The sequence below is a fragment of the Actinophytocola sp. genome (assembly GCF_035942955.1).
Taxonomy (GTDB): Bacteria; Actinomycetota; Actinomycetes; order Mycobacteriales; family Pseudonocardiaceae; genus DASYTH01.
In genome coordinates this window covers 1-16,128 of the sequence record NZ_DASZCQ010000018.1, presented here as the reverse complement: position 1 = coordinate 16,128, position 16,128 = coordinate 1, and the positions used below count along the sequence as shown (strand labels likewise).

Here is a 16,128-nt window from a genome sequence, read left to right as displayed (position 1 = left end):
GACCAGCAGGACCACGGCAACCAACCCCGCAACCCCATACACCACCCCACGCCACATGGCGATCAGTGTGTCGAACCGAGCACGGCGAACGACTCCGCGGGTAGGGTCACCGCGGCGCCGGACACGGTGGGCCGGGCCGAGGCGAGCAGGACCTCGGCGGCCGGCGGGTCCAGGGTGATCTCGGCGGCGGTGTGGCCGAGGTTGACGGCCACCCGCAGGGTTCCGCGGTGCAGCACCAGGGTCTCGCCCTCGGTGTCCACAGCGAACTGGTCGAGGCGGGGGTCGGCCAGCTCGGGGTGCGCGCGGCGTAGGGCGATGAGCGCGCGGTACATGTCGAGCACCGCGCGGTGCGCCGGGTCGGCCGGTTCGGTCCAGTCCAGTGTGGACCGGATGACGGTGGCCGGGTCGATCGGATCGGGCACCTCCGCCTCGCCCCAGCCGTGCTCGGCGAACTCCTTGCGCCGCCCGCCGCGGACCGACTCGGCCAGCTCGGGATCCGGGAAGGACGCGAAGAACTGCCACGGGGTGCCGGCCGCCCACTCCTCCCCCATGAAGATCATCGGGGTGTACGGCGAGCAGAGCAGGATCGCCGCGCCGCACAGCAGGCGGGCCGGCGAGATGCCGGCCGACATGCGGTCGCCCGCGGCCCGGTTGCCGATCTGGTCGTGGTTCTGCAGGAAGCACACGAACCGGTGGCCGGGCACCCGGCGGGTGTCGACCGGCCGGCCGTGGGTGCGCCCGCGGAACGACGACCAGGTGCCGGCGTGGAAGAACGCCGACCGCAGCGTGGTCGCGAGCGCGCCGGGGGCGCCGAAGTCGGCGTAGTAGCCGTGCGTCTCGCCGGTCAGCGCGACGTGCAGCGCGTGGTGCACATCGTCGGACCACTGCGCGGAAAGGCCGTACCCGCCGCCGTCCCGCGAGGTGATCAGCTTGGGGTCGTTGAGATCCGACTCGGCGATCAGCGTCAACGGCCGGCGCAGCCCCGCCGCCAGCGCGTCCACCTCGACGGCCAGCTGCTCGAGCAGGTGCGTGGCGCCGCGGTCGACGAGCGCATGCACCGCGTCCAGCCGCAGCCCGTCGACGTGGAAGTCGCGCAGCCAGCCGAGCGCGTTGTCCAGCACGTACCGGCGCACCTCGTCGGAGTCGGGCCCGTCCAGGTTGAGCGAGGGTCCCCAGATGTTGCGGCCGGCGAAGTACGGCCCGAACCGGTCGAGATACGCCCCGGACGGGCCCAGATGGTTGTACACCACGTCAAGCAGCACCCCGAGCCCGCGCGCATGGCATGCATCCACAAAGGACTTGAACCCGTCCGGCCCGCCGTACGGCTCGTGCACCGCGCCCCACGCCACCCCGTCGTATCCCCAGCCGGCCACCCCGTCGAACGCGTTGACCGGCATCACCTCGACCAGATCAACCCCCAACTCGACCAAATGGTCGAGCCGCCCGATCGCCGCGGCGAACGTCCCCTCGGGCGTGAAGGTGCCGATGTGCAGCTCGTAGAGCACGCTGCCCGGCAGGGCTCGCCCCGTCCAGCCCTGGTCGGTCCAGTCGAACGCGTCATGGGAATACCGGCGGGACGGTCCGTGCACGCCGTGCGGCTGCCACACCGACCGCGGATCGGGCAGCGGGGTCTCGTCATCGTCGAGCAGGAACGCATAGTCGGCACCGTCGGCGTCGGCATGCCACCAGCCGCGCTCATCGCGGCTCATGGGATACACGTCCCCGCCGATCGCCAGGCGCACCCGCTCACGGTGCGGTGCCCAGACCGAGAAGGTGCTCACCGTGCGCCTCGTACCAGGAGGGCCACCGGGTACCTGGCCAGGAGGTCGCCGAGACCGGCCCACGGCCCGAACACGTTGCCGGTCAACAGATCGGTCCACACGCCCGCACCCGAGGTGAGCGGCAGCAAGGTGTCGCGCCAGCCGCCGGCCCGCTCGAGCCCGACCGGCAGCCGGGTGGCCACCGCGACCAGCTCCCGCTCCGGGCCGCGGGCGAAGGCGAGCACGTGTGCGGCGGCCGGCCCCTCGGCATGCAGGGGCCGGTACCCGGTGAACAGCTCCGGGCGGTCCCGCCGCAGCCGCAGCACCGTGCGCACCACGTGCAGCTTGGCCGCCTCGTCGTCGACCGCCGGCAGCCAGCCGCCCTCCAACCGGTCGAGCAGCCGGGCCCGCGCGGTGAAGTCCACCGGACGGCGGTTGTCCGGGTCCACAAGGGACAGATCGAGCAGCTCGGTGCCCTGGTACACGTCGGGCACGCCGGGACCGGCGAGCTGGACCAGCTTCTGGCCGAGCGAGTTGGACCAGCCGGCCGGCCGGATCCGCTCGACGAGCCCGGCGACCCCCAGCGACTCGTCGGCCAGGACCGCCGCCGGCCAGGCGCGGACCGCCGCCTCGAACTCGTCGTCCTGCTCGGTCCACGAGGTGCGGAGCTTGGCTTCCCGGGCGGCCTTCTCCAGGTAGGCGACGAGGCGCCCGGCGTCGATGGGCCAGGCGCCGACGAGGGTCTGCCAGGCCAGCAGGTTCAGCGACGGCTCCGGAAGCGGATACCGGGCCGTCCACCGGCGCACCGCGTCGGCCCACTCGTCCGGCAGCTCGGACAGCGCGGCCAGCCGGGCGCGGACGTCCTCGGACCGCTTGGTGTCGTGTGTGGACAGGGCGGTCATGCCCGCCGGCCAGCCCGACTCGCGGGCGGTCGCGGCGGCGTGGAACTCCTCGACGGGCACGCCGAACCGATCTGGCGCGCCGCCGACCTCGTTGAGCGCGACGAACCGGGTGTAGCGGTAGAACGCCGTGTCCTCGGTGCCCTTGGCCACCACCATCCCGGAGGTCTGCTGGATCCGCCTGGCCAGCTCGCCGTCCGGTCGGGCACGGACCATCTGGTCCACAGTGGACATGATCGGCCACTTCGCCCGCACCCGGTCCACCGCGGCCGCCCAGTGCGCCAGCCCCTCCGGCAGGTAGGACCGGTACACCGGGAACGCCACCATCAGCTCGGCCACCGCCTCCTCGGGCAGATCCGGCACCAGCGCGGCGATCCGGCGCATCTCGGCCACCAGCGAGGTGGTTGCCACCAGCCGCCGGCACCGCTCGTCGACCGCGGCGAAGTCCGTGGCCACGCCCAGTTCGGTGGCCAGCCGGGTGATCGTCCGCTCCCCCGCCGGGTCGACGAACACCCCGCAGATCTGGCGCAGCGCGTCGTAGCCGGTGGTGCCGTGCACCGGCCAGGACGGCGGCAGGTTCTCGCCCGGGTGCAGGATCTTCTCCACCACCAGCCAGCAACCCGTGGCCAGCCGCAGGTTTCGCAGGTACGCGCCGGGGTCGGCCAGCCCGTCCGGGTGGTCGACGCGCAGCCCGTCCACCTCACCGGTCTTCGCCCAGCGCAGCACCTCGGCATGCGTGTCGTGGAAGACCTCGGGACGCTCGACCCGAACCCCGGCCAGCGTGGTGATGTCGAAGAACCGCCGGTAGCCCAGCTCGGCGTTGCCCCGCCGCCAGGACACCAGCTGGTAGTGCGGGCTGTCCGGCAGCTCGAGGTCCGGCTCGGCGCCGTCGTCGCCGAGCACGGGCAGCAGCAGCGGGCCGCGCTCCCAGTCGATGTCGAAGTACCCGGCGTACCGCGATCGTGGCCCGTGCTCGAGCACGTCCCACCACCACGGGTTGGCCTTGGGCACGGCGACCGACATGTGGTTGGGCACGATGTCCACCACCAGCCCCAGACCGGCCTCGCGCAGCGCGGACACCAGGCGCCCGCGGGCCTGTTCGCCGCCAAGCTCGGGGTTCACCCTGGTCGGGTCGACGACGTCGTAGCCGTGCGTCGAGCCGGGCGCGGCGGCCAGCAGCGGCGAGGTGTACACCGCGCCGACCCCGAGCCGGCGCAGGTAGTCCACCAGCCCGGCCGCCGCGTCGAGATCGAACCCGCCGTGCAGCTGCAGCCGGTAGGTGGAACTCGGCACCGTCACGCCAGCACCTCGCAAGCTCGGTGCCGGCAACCCCGCCGCCTCGTCCCTCGGCGGCGGAGCAGTACTTGATGGTTCGCTCCGCAAGCTCCGCTCACGCCGAATCCTTGACCCGGCGCAGCACCAGCAGCGAGCGCGCCACCACGGTGATCAGCCCACCCGCGGCCACCGTGCGCACGCCGATCGGCAGGTCGCCGTCGAGCACCTCGCCGTCCGCGGTGTCCAGCACCACCGCCCATTCCGCGCCGTAGCTGGCGTCCGGGACGGTCGCCTTGATGTCCTCGTGGTGGGCGTTGAAGCACAGCAGGAACGAGTCGTCCACGATCCGCCCGCCGCGCCGGTCGAGGCTGGGGATGCCCTCGCCGTTGAGGAACACCACGATGCTGCGGCCGAAGTCGGACTCCCAGTCCTGTTCGGACATCTCCCCACCGCCCGGGGTGAACCAGGCGATGTCGCGCAGCTCGTCGCCGGAGCGGATGGGCCGGCCGGCGAAGAACCGGCGTCGCCGGAACACCGGGTGGTTGCGGCGCAGCGCGGCGACGGCGGCGGTGAACTCGAACAGGTCGCGGTTGGGCTCGAGCAGCGACCAGTCCACCCAGGACAGCTCGTTGTCCTGGCAGTAGGCGTTGTTGTTGCCCCGCTGGGTACGGCCGAGCTCGTCGCCGTGCAGCAGCATCGGCACGCCCTGGGACAGGAACATGGTCGCGATGAGGTTGCGCCGCTGCCTGGCCCGCAGCTCGTTGACCTTCTCGTCCGACGTGGGCCCCTCCACGCCGCAGTTCCACGACCGGTTGTCGTTGGCTCCGTCCCGGTTGTCCTCGCCGTTGGCCTCGTTGTGCTTCTGGTTGTACGACACCAGGTCGGTCAGCGTGAACCCGTCGTGCGCGGTGACGAAGTTGATCGAGGCGTACGGGCGCCGGCCGTCGTCCTGGTACAGGTCGGAGGATCCGGTGATCCGGTAGCCGAACTCGCCGAGCGTCTCCGGCTCGCCGCGCCAGAAGTCCCGCACGGTGTCCCGGAACATGCCATTCCATTCGGTCCACAGTGGAGGGAAGTTGCCCACCTGGTAGCCGCCCGGCCCGACGTCCCACGGCTCGGCGATCAGCTTCACCTGGCTGATCACCGGATCCTGCTGGACGATGTCGAAGAACGCCGACAGCCGGTCAACGTCGTAGAACTCCCTTGCCAGCGTCGAGGCCAGGTCGAAGCGGAACCCGTCGACGTGCATCTCGGTGACCCAGTAGCGCAGCGAGTCCATGATCAGCTGCAGGGTGTGCGGGTTGCGCGCGTTGAGCGAGTTCCCGGTGCCGGTGTAGTCCATGTAGAACCGCCGGTCGTCGTCGACCAGCCGGTAGTACGCCTCGTTGTCGATGCCGCGCATGGACAGCGTCGGACCGAGGTGGCTGCCCTCGGCGGTGTGGTTGTAGACCACGTCGAGGATCACCTCGATGTCCGCCTCGTGCAGGGTGCGCACCATCGCCTTGAACTCCTGCACCTGGTTGCCCGCGCCGGGCACCGCGGCGTACTCGCTGTGCGGGGCGAAGTAGCCGATCGTGTTGTAGCCCCAGTAGTTGCGCATGCCCCGCGCCACCAGCCCGTGGTCGTGCAGGAACTGGTGCACCGGCATCAGCTCGATCGCCGTGATCCCGAGCCGGGTCAGGTAGTCGATCATCACCGGATGCGCCAGCCCGGCGTACGTGCCGCGCAGCGGTTCCGGAATCTCCGGGTGCAGCCTGGTCAGCCCGCGGACGTGCGCCTCGTAGATGACGCTCTCGTTGTACGGCACGTTCGGCCGCCGGTCGCTCGCCCAGTCGAAGAACGGATTGATCACCACCGCGCGGACCGTGTGGGCCGCGGAGTCGGCGTCGTTGCGCCGCTCCGGATCGGCGAACGTGTAGCCGAAAACCGACTCGTCCCAGTCGACCTGACCGGTGATCGCCTTGGCGTACGGGTCGAGCAGCAGCTTGTTCGGGTTGCACCGCTTGCCGTTGGCCGGGTCGTACGGCCCGTACACCCGGTACCCGTACTGCTGGCCGGGACCGATCCCGGGCAGGTAGCCGTGGTGCACGAACCCGTCGGACTCCGGCAGCCACACGCCGGACTCGGCGCCGTCCGCGCCGAACAGGCAGAGCTCGACGCGCTCGGCCACCTCGGAGAACAGGGCGAAGTTGGTGCCGGCGCCGTCATAGGTCGCGCCGAGCGGGTACGGAGAACCTGGCCATGGCTGCACGCCTATGACCGTAAGGGTCCCGGCCGCGCAATGCGAAGTGACTCCACCGCTCGCAGCACACCCGGATGGGTGAGGAGCTCGTCGACGGGCACCGGCAGCGGTATTCGCCAGTTCGGGTACTCGTCGATGGTGCCGGGGAGGTTCGGCTGCCGCGGGTCGCCAAGCGCGTCCTGCGGCGAGGTCAGCAGCAGCGCGCTCGACGCGGTGGCCAGCACCGCGTGCAGGCCCACCACCAGGTCCTCCTCGGTGGGGTCGTCGCCGAGCAGCCCGTGCGCGGCCAGCAGGTCGAACAGCTCCTTGCGCTCCGCGGCGGCGCGGGTGAACTCGGCCTCGGGGTCGGTCAGCAATCCCAGCCCGGCCCGCACCTTGACGTGCTCGGCCCGCAGAAACCCCGCGGCCGTCGGCAGGTCATGGGTGGAGATGCTGGCCATCGCCGCCGCCGGCCAGTCCCTCGGCGGCAGCAGCGGTTTCCCCGGCGCGTCCTCGTCGCGCTGGAACCACAGCACCGCCGAGCTGAGCACCCCCCGCTCGTGCATCGCCGGAGCGACCTCGTCCGGCACCGTCCCCAGGTCCTCCCCGACCACGATCGCGCCGGCCCGGTGCGCCTCCAGCGCCAGGATGCCCAGCAGCGCGTCGGCGTCGTAGCGCACGTAGGTGCCCTCGCTGGCCGGCCGCCCAGGCGGAATCCACCACAGCCGCCACAGCCCGGCGACGTGGTCCACCCTGATCCCGTCGGCGTGCGCCAGCACGTTGTGGATCACCTCGCGGAACGGCCGGTACCCGCACGCCGCCAACCGGTCCGGCCGCCACGGCGGCAGGTTCCAGTCCTGCCCCTGCTGGCTGAACGCGTCCGGCGGCGCGCCCACCCGGACGTCGCCGGCCAGCACGTCCTGCAACGCCCACGCGTCCGCGCCGCCCGGGATCGCCCCGATCGGCAGGTCGTGCACAACGCTGACCCCCGAGTCCCGGGCCGTGGCATGGACGTCGTCGAGCTGCTCGGCGCACAACCGTTGCAGCCACCCGTGAAACGCCACCCGGTCGGCCAGCTCCGCCCGCGCCTTCGCCACGTCCGGGCCGCCCGGGTGGCGCAGCCCGGCGGGCCAGGTCCGCCAGTCCTGGCCGTGCCGCTCGGCCAGCGCGCAGAACGTGGCGAAGTCCCGCAGCTCCGGCTCGAGGTCCTGGGTGGTTCCCGGCCACAGCAGCTCCAGCGCCGCCAGCTTCGCCGTCCACACCGCGTCGTAGTTGATCAACCTCGGCGACGGCGGCGTCAGCTCCAGCACGGCCCGCCGGGTCCGCTCGTCGGCCCGGCGGAACTCCGCGGTGTCGGTCACCCGCAGGTACACCGGGTTGACGAACCGCCGGCTCGACGGCGAGTACGGCGACCGCTGCACCGGCAGCCCCGGCGTGATCGCCTGCACCGGGTTGACCAGCACCACCCCCGCCCCCAGGCCGGCCGACCCGGCCACCAGCCCGCGCAGGTCGGCCAGGTCCCCGATCCCCCACGACTCCTTGGAGCGCAAGGCATACAGCTGCACCTGCCAGCCCCACGCCGGCCGCACCGCCGGCAGCCTTGCCGGGGTCACCACCACGGTAGCCTCGCCGTCGTCGTGCCCGAACGTGTGCCACCCCAGCGGAAGGTCCCCCGGCAGCCGCCCCGTGATCGCCACGGTGGCGCCGTCCTCGGTGACCAGCTCGCCGTGCCCGACCTCGGCCCGCTCCCCCTCCTTGATCACAATCGTGCCCGGCGTCCGCGCCCCGGCCAGCCCGGACCGGACCGCCGACGGCGTGCTCGCGTCCACCCCCAGCTCGGCGAGCACCGCGACCACCACGTCCTGCGCCACGTCGACCCGCCGCCGCTCGGTGTCCTCGTACCAGGTCGCCACCCCGTGCGCGGCGGCCAGCTCACTCAGCTCGTCGTCCATCGCGGGCATTGTCGCGCATGACCGCCGGCCGGGCTCAGCCGAGCACTGGACGACCCCCAACACTCGGCAACTTGCTCGCCCCCCGCCCTGCCCACCATCCGCGACCCGCCCGATCCACCACCACTCGCCGCCCGCCACACACTCGTGGCCTCCACCGAGGACGGTGGGAACGAAAAAACCACACCGCTGCCGGGCGTGGCTCTTTTCGTAAAAGCTGCTGAACCAGACTAGTTCTCGCTGCTGTAGTTGTCTTCATCATCACCACCACCAACACCGAACATGGCAGCACCTCCTTTCTGGCTGGGTTCAATGCACGTCATGGAGTGGGCCACAAGAACGACATGCCGTAACTCTCACGCGGATGACACTTTTCCGCGAAGGTGTGTTCTACGGCGCCCCCGATGATGGTCAACAAGTGTGGGTCGCCGTCCGGTGGCCTTTGGAGCCGCTCACGTTCGGTCTGTTCGCCGTAATACCAACACGCCTGCGGCACACAGTCGGGGTCGAAACGGACGCGGATGGTCAATCCGCTGACGGGAACAAGCCCGTGCAGCCGCCGACCCGGGGCTATACCGTGATGGTCGATCTCGACATTAACCCGGAGTCGTTCTTCAGTTAGGTTCTCATTGATCGTTTCTGACGAGAAGTAGTGCTTCTCACCCCGCCTCAGGGGCGTGGGGAACCACAGCTTGGTGAGAGCCGGGGCACCGCTGCGCGATGCTACTAGAGGCTCCGCCCGGCAACCCCACAGACCCCGAACCGGGACATCGGCCGGGTCACGAGTCGGTCCCGCCAGCGCCCTGGCAAGATAGGCCTCCACGTTGTCCTCGCGCGCCGTGATGAGGCGCTCGGTGATGCGGCGATAGACCGTCCGCCCCCGCATGAACACGGTGGTCACGAACAGATCCATAAACAAGGGCTGTGCGCCAGGGGATGGCTGACGGTAGCCAGTTGTCGAGTCAGCCGTCTCGTCGGTGGGTTGCGGGTCATTGGCGATCTCGGCTTCCGTCGCTCGACCGATCTCGACGTATGGCATCCATGCGGGACCGTTCACAGCGAGGTCCGTGAGGCGTTCTCGCAGCATCGGCGTCAGCCGTTCGTGGACGGCGCGTGTCCAGGCCTTGTGCATCGGTGTGATGGTGACGGGCGGTGGATCGCCGAAGATGCCGGGCAGGTCCATCAATTGATGAAACCGGCTGTCGAGGGTCGACCTCCATGGCTCTTTGATCTCCGGACGGCGCGGCAGCCGGAACGCGGCGACCAGGGCGTTGCGGCGCCTGGAGTCTTTCGTCGGTCCAATCTTGTCGATCGTGTCGATGATCAGGCCCCAGACGGCGAGTGCCCGCGTCTGCGGTGTGCCACCCGGCATTGAAGCGGTGGGATCCAACAGCGGCATGAGGTGGGCCGCCGACTCACCATTCGGATCTTCCAAAGCGTGAACCAGCAGGCCGAACGGCTTCTGCAGCGGTCGGGTCGCCAGCCACCGCAATGCGCGCTCGAGTGGCGACGTAGACTCGGTCACCATTCCCTCCGGCTCGGCCGACTACGGCTGACGACAATAGACCAGCCGCGGCGACGGTCAACGAGCTGCCGCCGGCCCCGACGACGAGAAACCAACCATGGCTGCGAAAGATCAGCCGCTGCCGGGGCTGTCCCGGCACGTCCGCGTTCTACCGTGGGCTTGGACACTTCTCGGTGGCCGCACCCTCGTCGGTCCTTGGGGTGTCGAGTGGTGACCCAACTTCGTTACCGAGGGGCGAAGCCCGATGAGCCACGATGTGTATGTCCCGAAATCAACGCTATGCCCCCGTATGGGCTTCGTCCTCGACGTGGTCGGATACGGTCGACGCACCTGGCAAGCTCAGGCCTGGGTTGAGACCAGGTTGAACTCGCTCGTCGTCTCGATTCTCGCCGACATCGGCATCGAGCGGGACGAGGCCTGGATCGACGGCAGATCCGGAGACAGCGTGCTGGTGTTCTTTCCCGCCGGTGTGGATCCCACCACAATGCTTCCAGGGCTGCTCATGGCGGCCGCCAACCGACTCGTGCGCGAGAATGCCCCGTCCGGCGACCCCATGCGGATACGGATGGCCGTCGGCTTCGGGTTGGTTGGTTATGGCGAGCGGGGTACGACCGGCCCGCTCGTCGTGGACCTGAGCCGGCTCAACGACTGCGAGCCGATCCGTCAGGCGGTGGAGGATCATCCGAACTCCGATCTCGTCGCCGTCGTCGCGGACACCCTTTACCAGTACCTGGTTCGATCCGGTCCGCTACCGTCCTACCTCGGGACGTTCCGGCGGGTCGACGTCGTCAGAAAGGAGTTCTCCGAACCCGCCTGGCTGTGGCTCCCGTCGGACCTGACAGATTTGCGCCCGGCCGGCAAGTCGTGGGGATTTTGACTATGCTGTGCCCTGGCGTCGCGCGGCGTGGATCCGATGAGCGGGTGAGACGATGGCACAACCGGTGCATCGCACCATTGTGGTGGCCGACGTCGAAGGTTTTGGTGATCACAGCCGGACCAACATCCACCAGGTCACGGTCCGCGAAGGGCTGTACCGCGTGCTGCGCCGGGCATTCGATCACGCGGGCGTCCCATGGGACGAATGCGATCATCATGACCGCGGCGATGCCGTGTTCATACTGGCGCCCGCCACTACCCCCAAGACATTGTTCGTCGACCTCGTTCCGGATGCGCTGGCGGCGGCATTGCGCGAATACAACGCCAGGCATCCCGCCGAGGAGCAGATCCGGCTACGCATGGCCGTACACGCCGGAGAAGTCACCTATGACCCATATGGGGTCACCGCCGCATCGGTCAACCTGACGTTCCGGCTCGTGGACTGCCAACCAGTGAAGACCGCACTCGGTCAATCACCCGGCATGCTCGCGGTGATCACGTCCGAATGGTTCTTCGACGAGGTCGTACGGCACAGTGGCGTGATCGATCCTGCCACGTATCGCCCGGTCCAGGTCGACGAGAAAGAAACCAGCACGGTCGGCTGGATCAGCCTGCCCGACCATCCATACCCGCCCAACCCCGCCAATCTCGTCCGGCCAATCCCGGCACGCCGCGTAGGAACCGCTCCGCACAGCGCGGGCCCAATCGACGTGTCCCAGCACATAACCGTGGGACCGATGCGACGCAGCCAATTCTCGGTCGGGCCCATGACAATCAACAACACCAGTGGCGGGCGAGCATTGATTGCCGCAATTATTGCGATTGCCGTCCTGCTGGTGTCCTTCGGCACCTGGGGCGTGGTGCAAATCGCCACCGACGGCGGCGGACGGACCGGTACCGGTGCTTCAGAACCCGCGGCCGACGCACCGGAAGTCGCGACCAGCGATCCCCGAGGGAGAACGGTCGAGCAAGACTTCGATGTTGATTACGAATATAAGATCGGCGGGGAAGGGTGCGGCCTTCCGACTTGTGGCCCGCCTACCATAATTGGGCATCGCGAGGGCCATGTCCGTGTTGCAGTCACCCTCGAGCCGCCCACCACGGACCCCGGCGTGTGCCAGGTTCCAGCCCTCGACAACACCGTGAACATCAATATTCAGGTCACCACGATCAATCGGCACCCGGCGGGCGCCTCCTATGAGACTCCCCTGACGAGGATCACCGTCGTTGGACAAGGGGTTCTCTACCTCCCCGAACATGGCGAGTGCCGGCAGATCAATTCCGATAACTGCGATTTCAGTTCCGACCCGGGACAGCAGGAAATCTGCTTCTATGTTCTCGTCCGTGTTCCCCAGGATTCAGTGGCGGGGAACGGAATAAACGTTGAAATGACCTGGGCTGGTGATCGGTCGTATACCACAGTGGGTGCCGTCAGGAATCTTCGTGCCGTCTTCTAGCATCACCTCGGCCGGCTGTGCCGGCGTGGTGCGGGGATGCGGTGGGTCAGTGGGCGGCCGCTTTTTTGATGGCTTGGCGGATGCGGAAGTAGGTGCCGCAGCGGCAGACGTTCTCTACTTTGTCGATGTCTTCGTCGGTGGGGTTGGGGGTGCGGCGGAGGAGCGCGACGGCGGCCATGATCTGGCCGGGTTGGCAGAAGCCGCATTGGGCGACGTCCTCGTCGAGCCAGGCCTGTTGGACCGGGTGCAGGGTGTCGCCGTCGGCGAGGCCTTCGATGGTGGTGACCTCGCGGCCGGCGCAGTCGGCGACGGGCGTGACGCAGGGCTGGATCTCGGCGCCGTCGAGGTGGCTGGTGCAGGCGCGGCAGACGCCGACGCCGCAGCCGTACTTGGGGCCGGTGATGCCGAGCTTGTCCCGCAGCACCCAGAGTAGCGCCAGGTCGGCGGGGGCTTCGACGGTGACGGGTTTCCCGTTGACGGTGAAGGAATAGCGGGGCATGAAGGCGTAACTCCTCAGCGGGGCAACGGGGTGAAGTCGACGTCGAAGTTGATCGGGAACGACCGCGGGCTGGTGCCCGTCGCCCTGGCGTAGGCGTTGGCCACGGCGCCGGCGGCGGCGGGCACGCCGAGCTCGCCGGCGCCGCCCGGCTCGCCGGTGGCCGGCATGATGTGGATGTCTACATCGGACGGCGTGTGCCGCTGCCTGGCGTAGCGGAAGTCGGAGAAGCTGCTCTCCAGCGGCAATCCGTGGTCGATGTGCGCGCCGGCCTGCAGGATGGTGGAGATCCCGTCCGTCAGGCCGCCGAGCAGCTGCGCCTCGAGGCCCTTCGGGTTGATCGGCCGGCCGACATCGGCCACGATGGTCGCCCTTGTGACCCGCGGCCGGCGTGGGTCCGTGGCGTCGATCTCGACCAGGCAGGCCGTGCAGGACTTGTACTCCTCGTGGTACGCGACGCCCTGGGCGTGCCCGGCGGGCATGGGCCGGCCCCACTTGCCGCGGGACGCCACCGCGTCCAGCACCGCCCGCCCGCGGGCCGTCTGGAGCGTCGCGCGGCGGAACGCCACCGGGTCCCGGCCGAGCTTGCGCGCGACCTCGTCGACCATGATCTCCTCGGCGGCCCGCACGGTCGCCGAGTACACCGACCGCCAGCTCGCCGTGTTCAGCTTCAGCGGGATCTCGTTGAGCAGCTCGGTGACCAGCCCGAAGTTGTACGGCACCTTCTCGGTGAGCCGGAAAACCAGCTGCGGGTACGCGGGCGGCACCAGGTCGGCGAACATGGCCGAAAGGGCCTCGCCGATGCCGGTCCGGAAGTCGGTCTGCACGCTTGCCACCCGGTGCTCGTAGGACAGCACCTGCCCGGCGGCGTGGGTGACCCGCAGCCTGTGATGGGTGGCCGGGCGCATCCGCCCGTGCCGCACGTCGTCCGCTCTGGTCCACATGAGACGGATCGGACGGCCGACCTTCCTTGAGACCTGCGCGGCTTCGAGCGCGGCGTCGAAGAACAGCTTGCGGCCGAACGAGCCGCCGCCCCTTGTGACGTGCATGGTCACCCGGTCCTGCGGCAGGCCGAGCTCGGCGGCGATGGTCTGCTGGGCGTAGATCGGGGTCTTCGACGACGCCCAGATCTCGGCCCGGTCCGCGCGCACGTCGGCGACCGCGCAGTTGGTCTCCATCGGCGCGTGCGGGACGAACGCGAAGTCGAACTCGGCGTCGATGCGCGGGGTGAGCAGGGACAGCGGCCCGAACGGCGGTACGGCCGCGCGCAACTGCCGCCGAATGTCCACATCGGACAACTCGGATACCGGGCCGGGACCCCAGGAGATCTTCAGCGCGTCCCTGGCGGCGATCGCCTGGCCGAAGGTCTCGGCCACGACGGCGACCCCGGTCGGGATCCGCGCCACGGCCACCACGCCGGGCATCCCCTTGGCCGCCGAGTCGTCCACCGACGCCACCGTGCCGCCGATGGTCGGCGGGCGCGCGACCACGGCCGCCATCGCGCCGGGCACCGCCACGTCGAGCGCGAACTCGGCCGATCCGGTGACCAGGGCGCGCGCGTCGACCCGCCGGGTCGGCCGGCCGATCACCCTGTGCTGGCTCTCCGGCTTCGGCCGCGCCGACACGGCCGGCGCGGTCACCTTGGCCGCGGCCGCCGACAGCGAACCGTACGTCGCGGTCCGGCCGTCCGGCGCGACGACCCTGGTGTCCCGGGTGACCAGCCGATCAGCGGGCAGGTCCCACCGCTGCGCGGCGGCGGTCACCAGCCGGGCGCGGGCCTCGGCGGCCAGCGCCCGCACCGGCCCGTACAGCGAGCGCACCGAGTTGGACCCGCCGGTCAGCTGGTTCCACACCAGCGCCCTTCTGGCATCCGACAGCGGAGTATCCACATCGGACAGACGGGCGTCCAGCTCGTCGGCGACGATCATCGCGACGGCGGTGCTGATGCCCTGGCCCACCTCGGCTCGGGGCAGCTCGAGCACGACCCGGTTCGCGGTCGTGATCTGCAGCGTCAGCAGGCGCGAGGTGGGCAGGGCGGCGGCGGTCAGCAGATCGCCGAGGTCGGCGAAGTCCGACACGTCGGGAAGGCTCGGGATGGACGCGGGGGTTGGGGCGGCCTCCGCGCCCATCCCGAGCCGGACGGCGACGGTCAGCGTCGGGGCGGCGACGAGGAACGCGAGCACTCCCCGGCGCCCCACCTTCATCCGCGAGTCACCGTCGGGTGGAATGGGCATCCTGAATCCTTGTCGAACTGGGACGAGTTCCGTGAAACGGCGCCGGTGGCGCGGAACCACGGTTCAGGCCGGCGGCGCGACCGGCCCGACAGGACGCTCCCAACCAAGCGCCCGAAGCGGAATGACCGTTCAGTTCGGCGGAACTGTAGTAACCGGCCCGGACCGGCGCAATGCCCCCGGACGACCCCTCGGGAAAATGGGGGAGTCACCCCCTAATCCCCTAATCCCCGGCTAGTTGACGTTGGTGGGCGTCCGTTCCTAACCTCTCGAGATCGGCGCAGCGGAGTCCGCTCAGTCAGGTCCGAACCCCCAGGGTGATCCACAGGAAGGCGTGGGACGTCTGGATGCGCGCACACAAGCCGCGGCGCAAGGGCACCACGATCTGGACTCAGGTGCTGTTCATCGCGCTCGTTCCCAGCATCGCGATCCTGGTCGTCGGTGCCGCACTGGCCACGTACCTGGTCAAGCAGGGCCTGCAGGTGAGCGGGTTCGCCGACGACGTGCGCGGCGCGCTCGAGCCGATCTCCCGCTTCGTGGTCGACACGCAGGAGGAGCGCCGGCTGACGCTGCTGCGCCAGGCCGACGGCAGCGGCCAGCCCGAGCTTGACGCGCAGCGCCGCCGCGTCGACGAGGCGATGTCGGACCTGCAGGAGACGACCGACCGGCTCGCCGACGGCGCGCCCGAGGACCTGCGCGTCGCCCTGGCGCGGCTCAACGAGGCGGCGCACGGGATCCCGGCGATGCGGGTGCAGGTCGACACCGGCGCGGTGCCGACCTGGCACGGTTACGACGTCTTCAACGACCTGCTCGACCTGTGCGGCGCGGTCATCCAGGGCATCGCCCGGTCGGCCGCCGACGCCGAGGTCGGGTTCGAGCAGATGATCAGCTACGACCTGTTCAAGTCCGCGGAGGCCATGGCGCGCGCGCACGCCATGGCGGTGCGGGCCATCGCGACCGGCCTCGACGGGCCGCAGTTCCACGAGATGGCACACCAGCTCGGCATGTACCACGAGCAGGCCGAGTCGGTGCTGCCCAGGATGACCCCGCAGGAGCAGGCCAGCTACGCCGAGCTGAAGAAGACCCCGAGCTGGAAGACGCTGGTCGACGGGGACAACTCGCTGATGGCCCGCGGTCCGGGCGTGAGCTCGGCCTCGTTCGACGTGTCCGCCTGGGAGACCGCCGCCCGGCAGGTGAGCAACGGCCTGATCGGGCTGTACGTCTCGCATTCCCGGCACGCGGCCAACCTCGCGACCAACCGGGGCAACGCCACGTTCGTCGCCTCGATGCTCGCCGGGGTCGGGATCCTGGTCATCGCCGCGGTCGCGATCGGCGTCGCGCTGCGGCTGTCCCGGCGGCTGGTCGGGCGGCTGCGCGCGCTACGCCGGCAGACCCTGGACCTGGCCCACAACGGGCTGCCACGGATCGTGGCCACGATC

Annotated in this window: 10 protein-coding genes; 3 read left to right on the top strand and 7 right to left on the bottom strand. The window is 70.0% G+C overall.

Translation table 11 applies throughout. The features are described from left to right. Positions 1-62 precede the first annotated feature (62 nt). From treZ to VGX25_RS01440, 5 genes are all read right to left on the bottom strand, one after another. On the bottom strand, positions 63-1,781 hold the full coding sequence (gene treZ / locus VGX25_RS01460) for a malto-oligosyltrehalose trehalohydrolase (protein WP_326915664.1): 1,719 nt from the start codon (positions 1,779-1,781) through the stop codon (positions 63-65). Beyond that, positions 1,778-3,958, bottom strand: coding sequence for a malto-oligosyltrehalose synthase (gene treY, locus VGX25_RS01455; RefSeq protein ID WP_326915663.1), 2,181 nt, complete (start codon positions 3,956-3,958; stop codon positions 1,778-1,780). The genes treZ and treY overlap by 4 nt, the downstream gene beginning before the upstream one ends. 91 nt (positions 3,959-4,049) lie before the next feature. Further along, complete coding sequence (gene glgX, locus VGX25_RS01450) at positions 4,050-6,185, bottom strand: glycogen debranching protein GlgX (protein ID WP_326915662.1); 2,136 nt, start codon at positions 6,183-6,185, stop codon at positions 4,050-4,052. A 2-nt stretch (positions 6,186-6,187) separates the two neighbouring features. Then, a complete protein-coding gene (malQ, locus tag VGX25_RS01445; protein WP_326915661.1) occupies positions 6,188-8,107 on the bottom strand; it encodes a 4-alpha-glucanotransferase in 1,920 nt (639 codons plus the stop codon). 316 nt (positions 8,108-8,423) lie between these two features. Further along, positions 8,424-9,632 carry a hypothetical protein gene (locus tag VGX25_RS01440; protein WP_326915660.1) on the bottom strand — a complete coding sequence of 403 codons (1,209 nt, stop codon included), beginning with the start codon at positions 9,630-9,632 and terminating at the stop codon, positions 8,424-8,426. 241 nt (positions 9,633-9,873) lie between these two features. Here VGX25_RS01440 and VGX25_RS01435 point away from each other — a divergent pair, with 241 nt between their 5' ends. Both VGX25_RS01435 and VGX25_RS01430 read left to right on the top strand, forming a co-directional pair. Beyond that, positions 9,874-10,506, top strand: a complete 633-nt coding sequence (locus VGX25_RS01435) for a hypothetical protein (RefSeq protein ID WP_326915659.1) — start codon at positions 9,874-9,876, stop codon at positions 10,504-10,506. A gap of 52 nt (positions 10,507-10,558) precedes the next feature. Further along, on the top strand, positions 10,559-11,962 hold the full coding sequence (locus tag VGX25_RS01430) for a hypothetical protein (RefSeq protein ID WP_326915658.1): 1,404 nt from the start codon (positions 10,559-10,561) through the stop codon (positions 11,960-11,962). A gap of 46 nt (positions 11,963-12,008) precedes the next feature. Here the strand turns inward: VGX25_RS01430 and VGX25_RS01425 are convergent, their stop codons facing one another. Then, a complete protein-coding gene (locus tag VGX25_RS01425; RefSeq protein ID WP_326915657.1) occupies positions 12,009-12,461 on the bottom strand; it encodes a (2Fe-2S)-binding protein in 453 nt (150 codons plus the stop codon). A 14-nt stretch (positions 12,462-12,475) separates the two neighbouring features. Further along, positions 12,476-14,692, bottom strand: coding sequence for a xanthine dehydrogenase family protein molybdopterin-binding subunit (locus tag VGX25_RS01420; RefSeq protein ID WP_326915656.1), 2,217 nt, complete (start codon positions 14,690-14,692; stop codon positions 12,476-12,478). A 344-nt stretch (positions 14,693-15,036) separates the two neighbouring features. On the opposite strand from VGX25_RS01420, the gene VGX25_RS01415 reads away from it, so the two are divergent. Then, positions 15,037-16,128, top strand: a 1,092-nt coding sequence (locus VGX25_RS01415) for a nitrate- and nitrite sensing domain-containing protein (RefSeq protein WP_326915655.1), incomplete at its 3' end; no start/stop codon positions are given.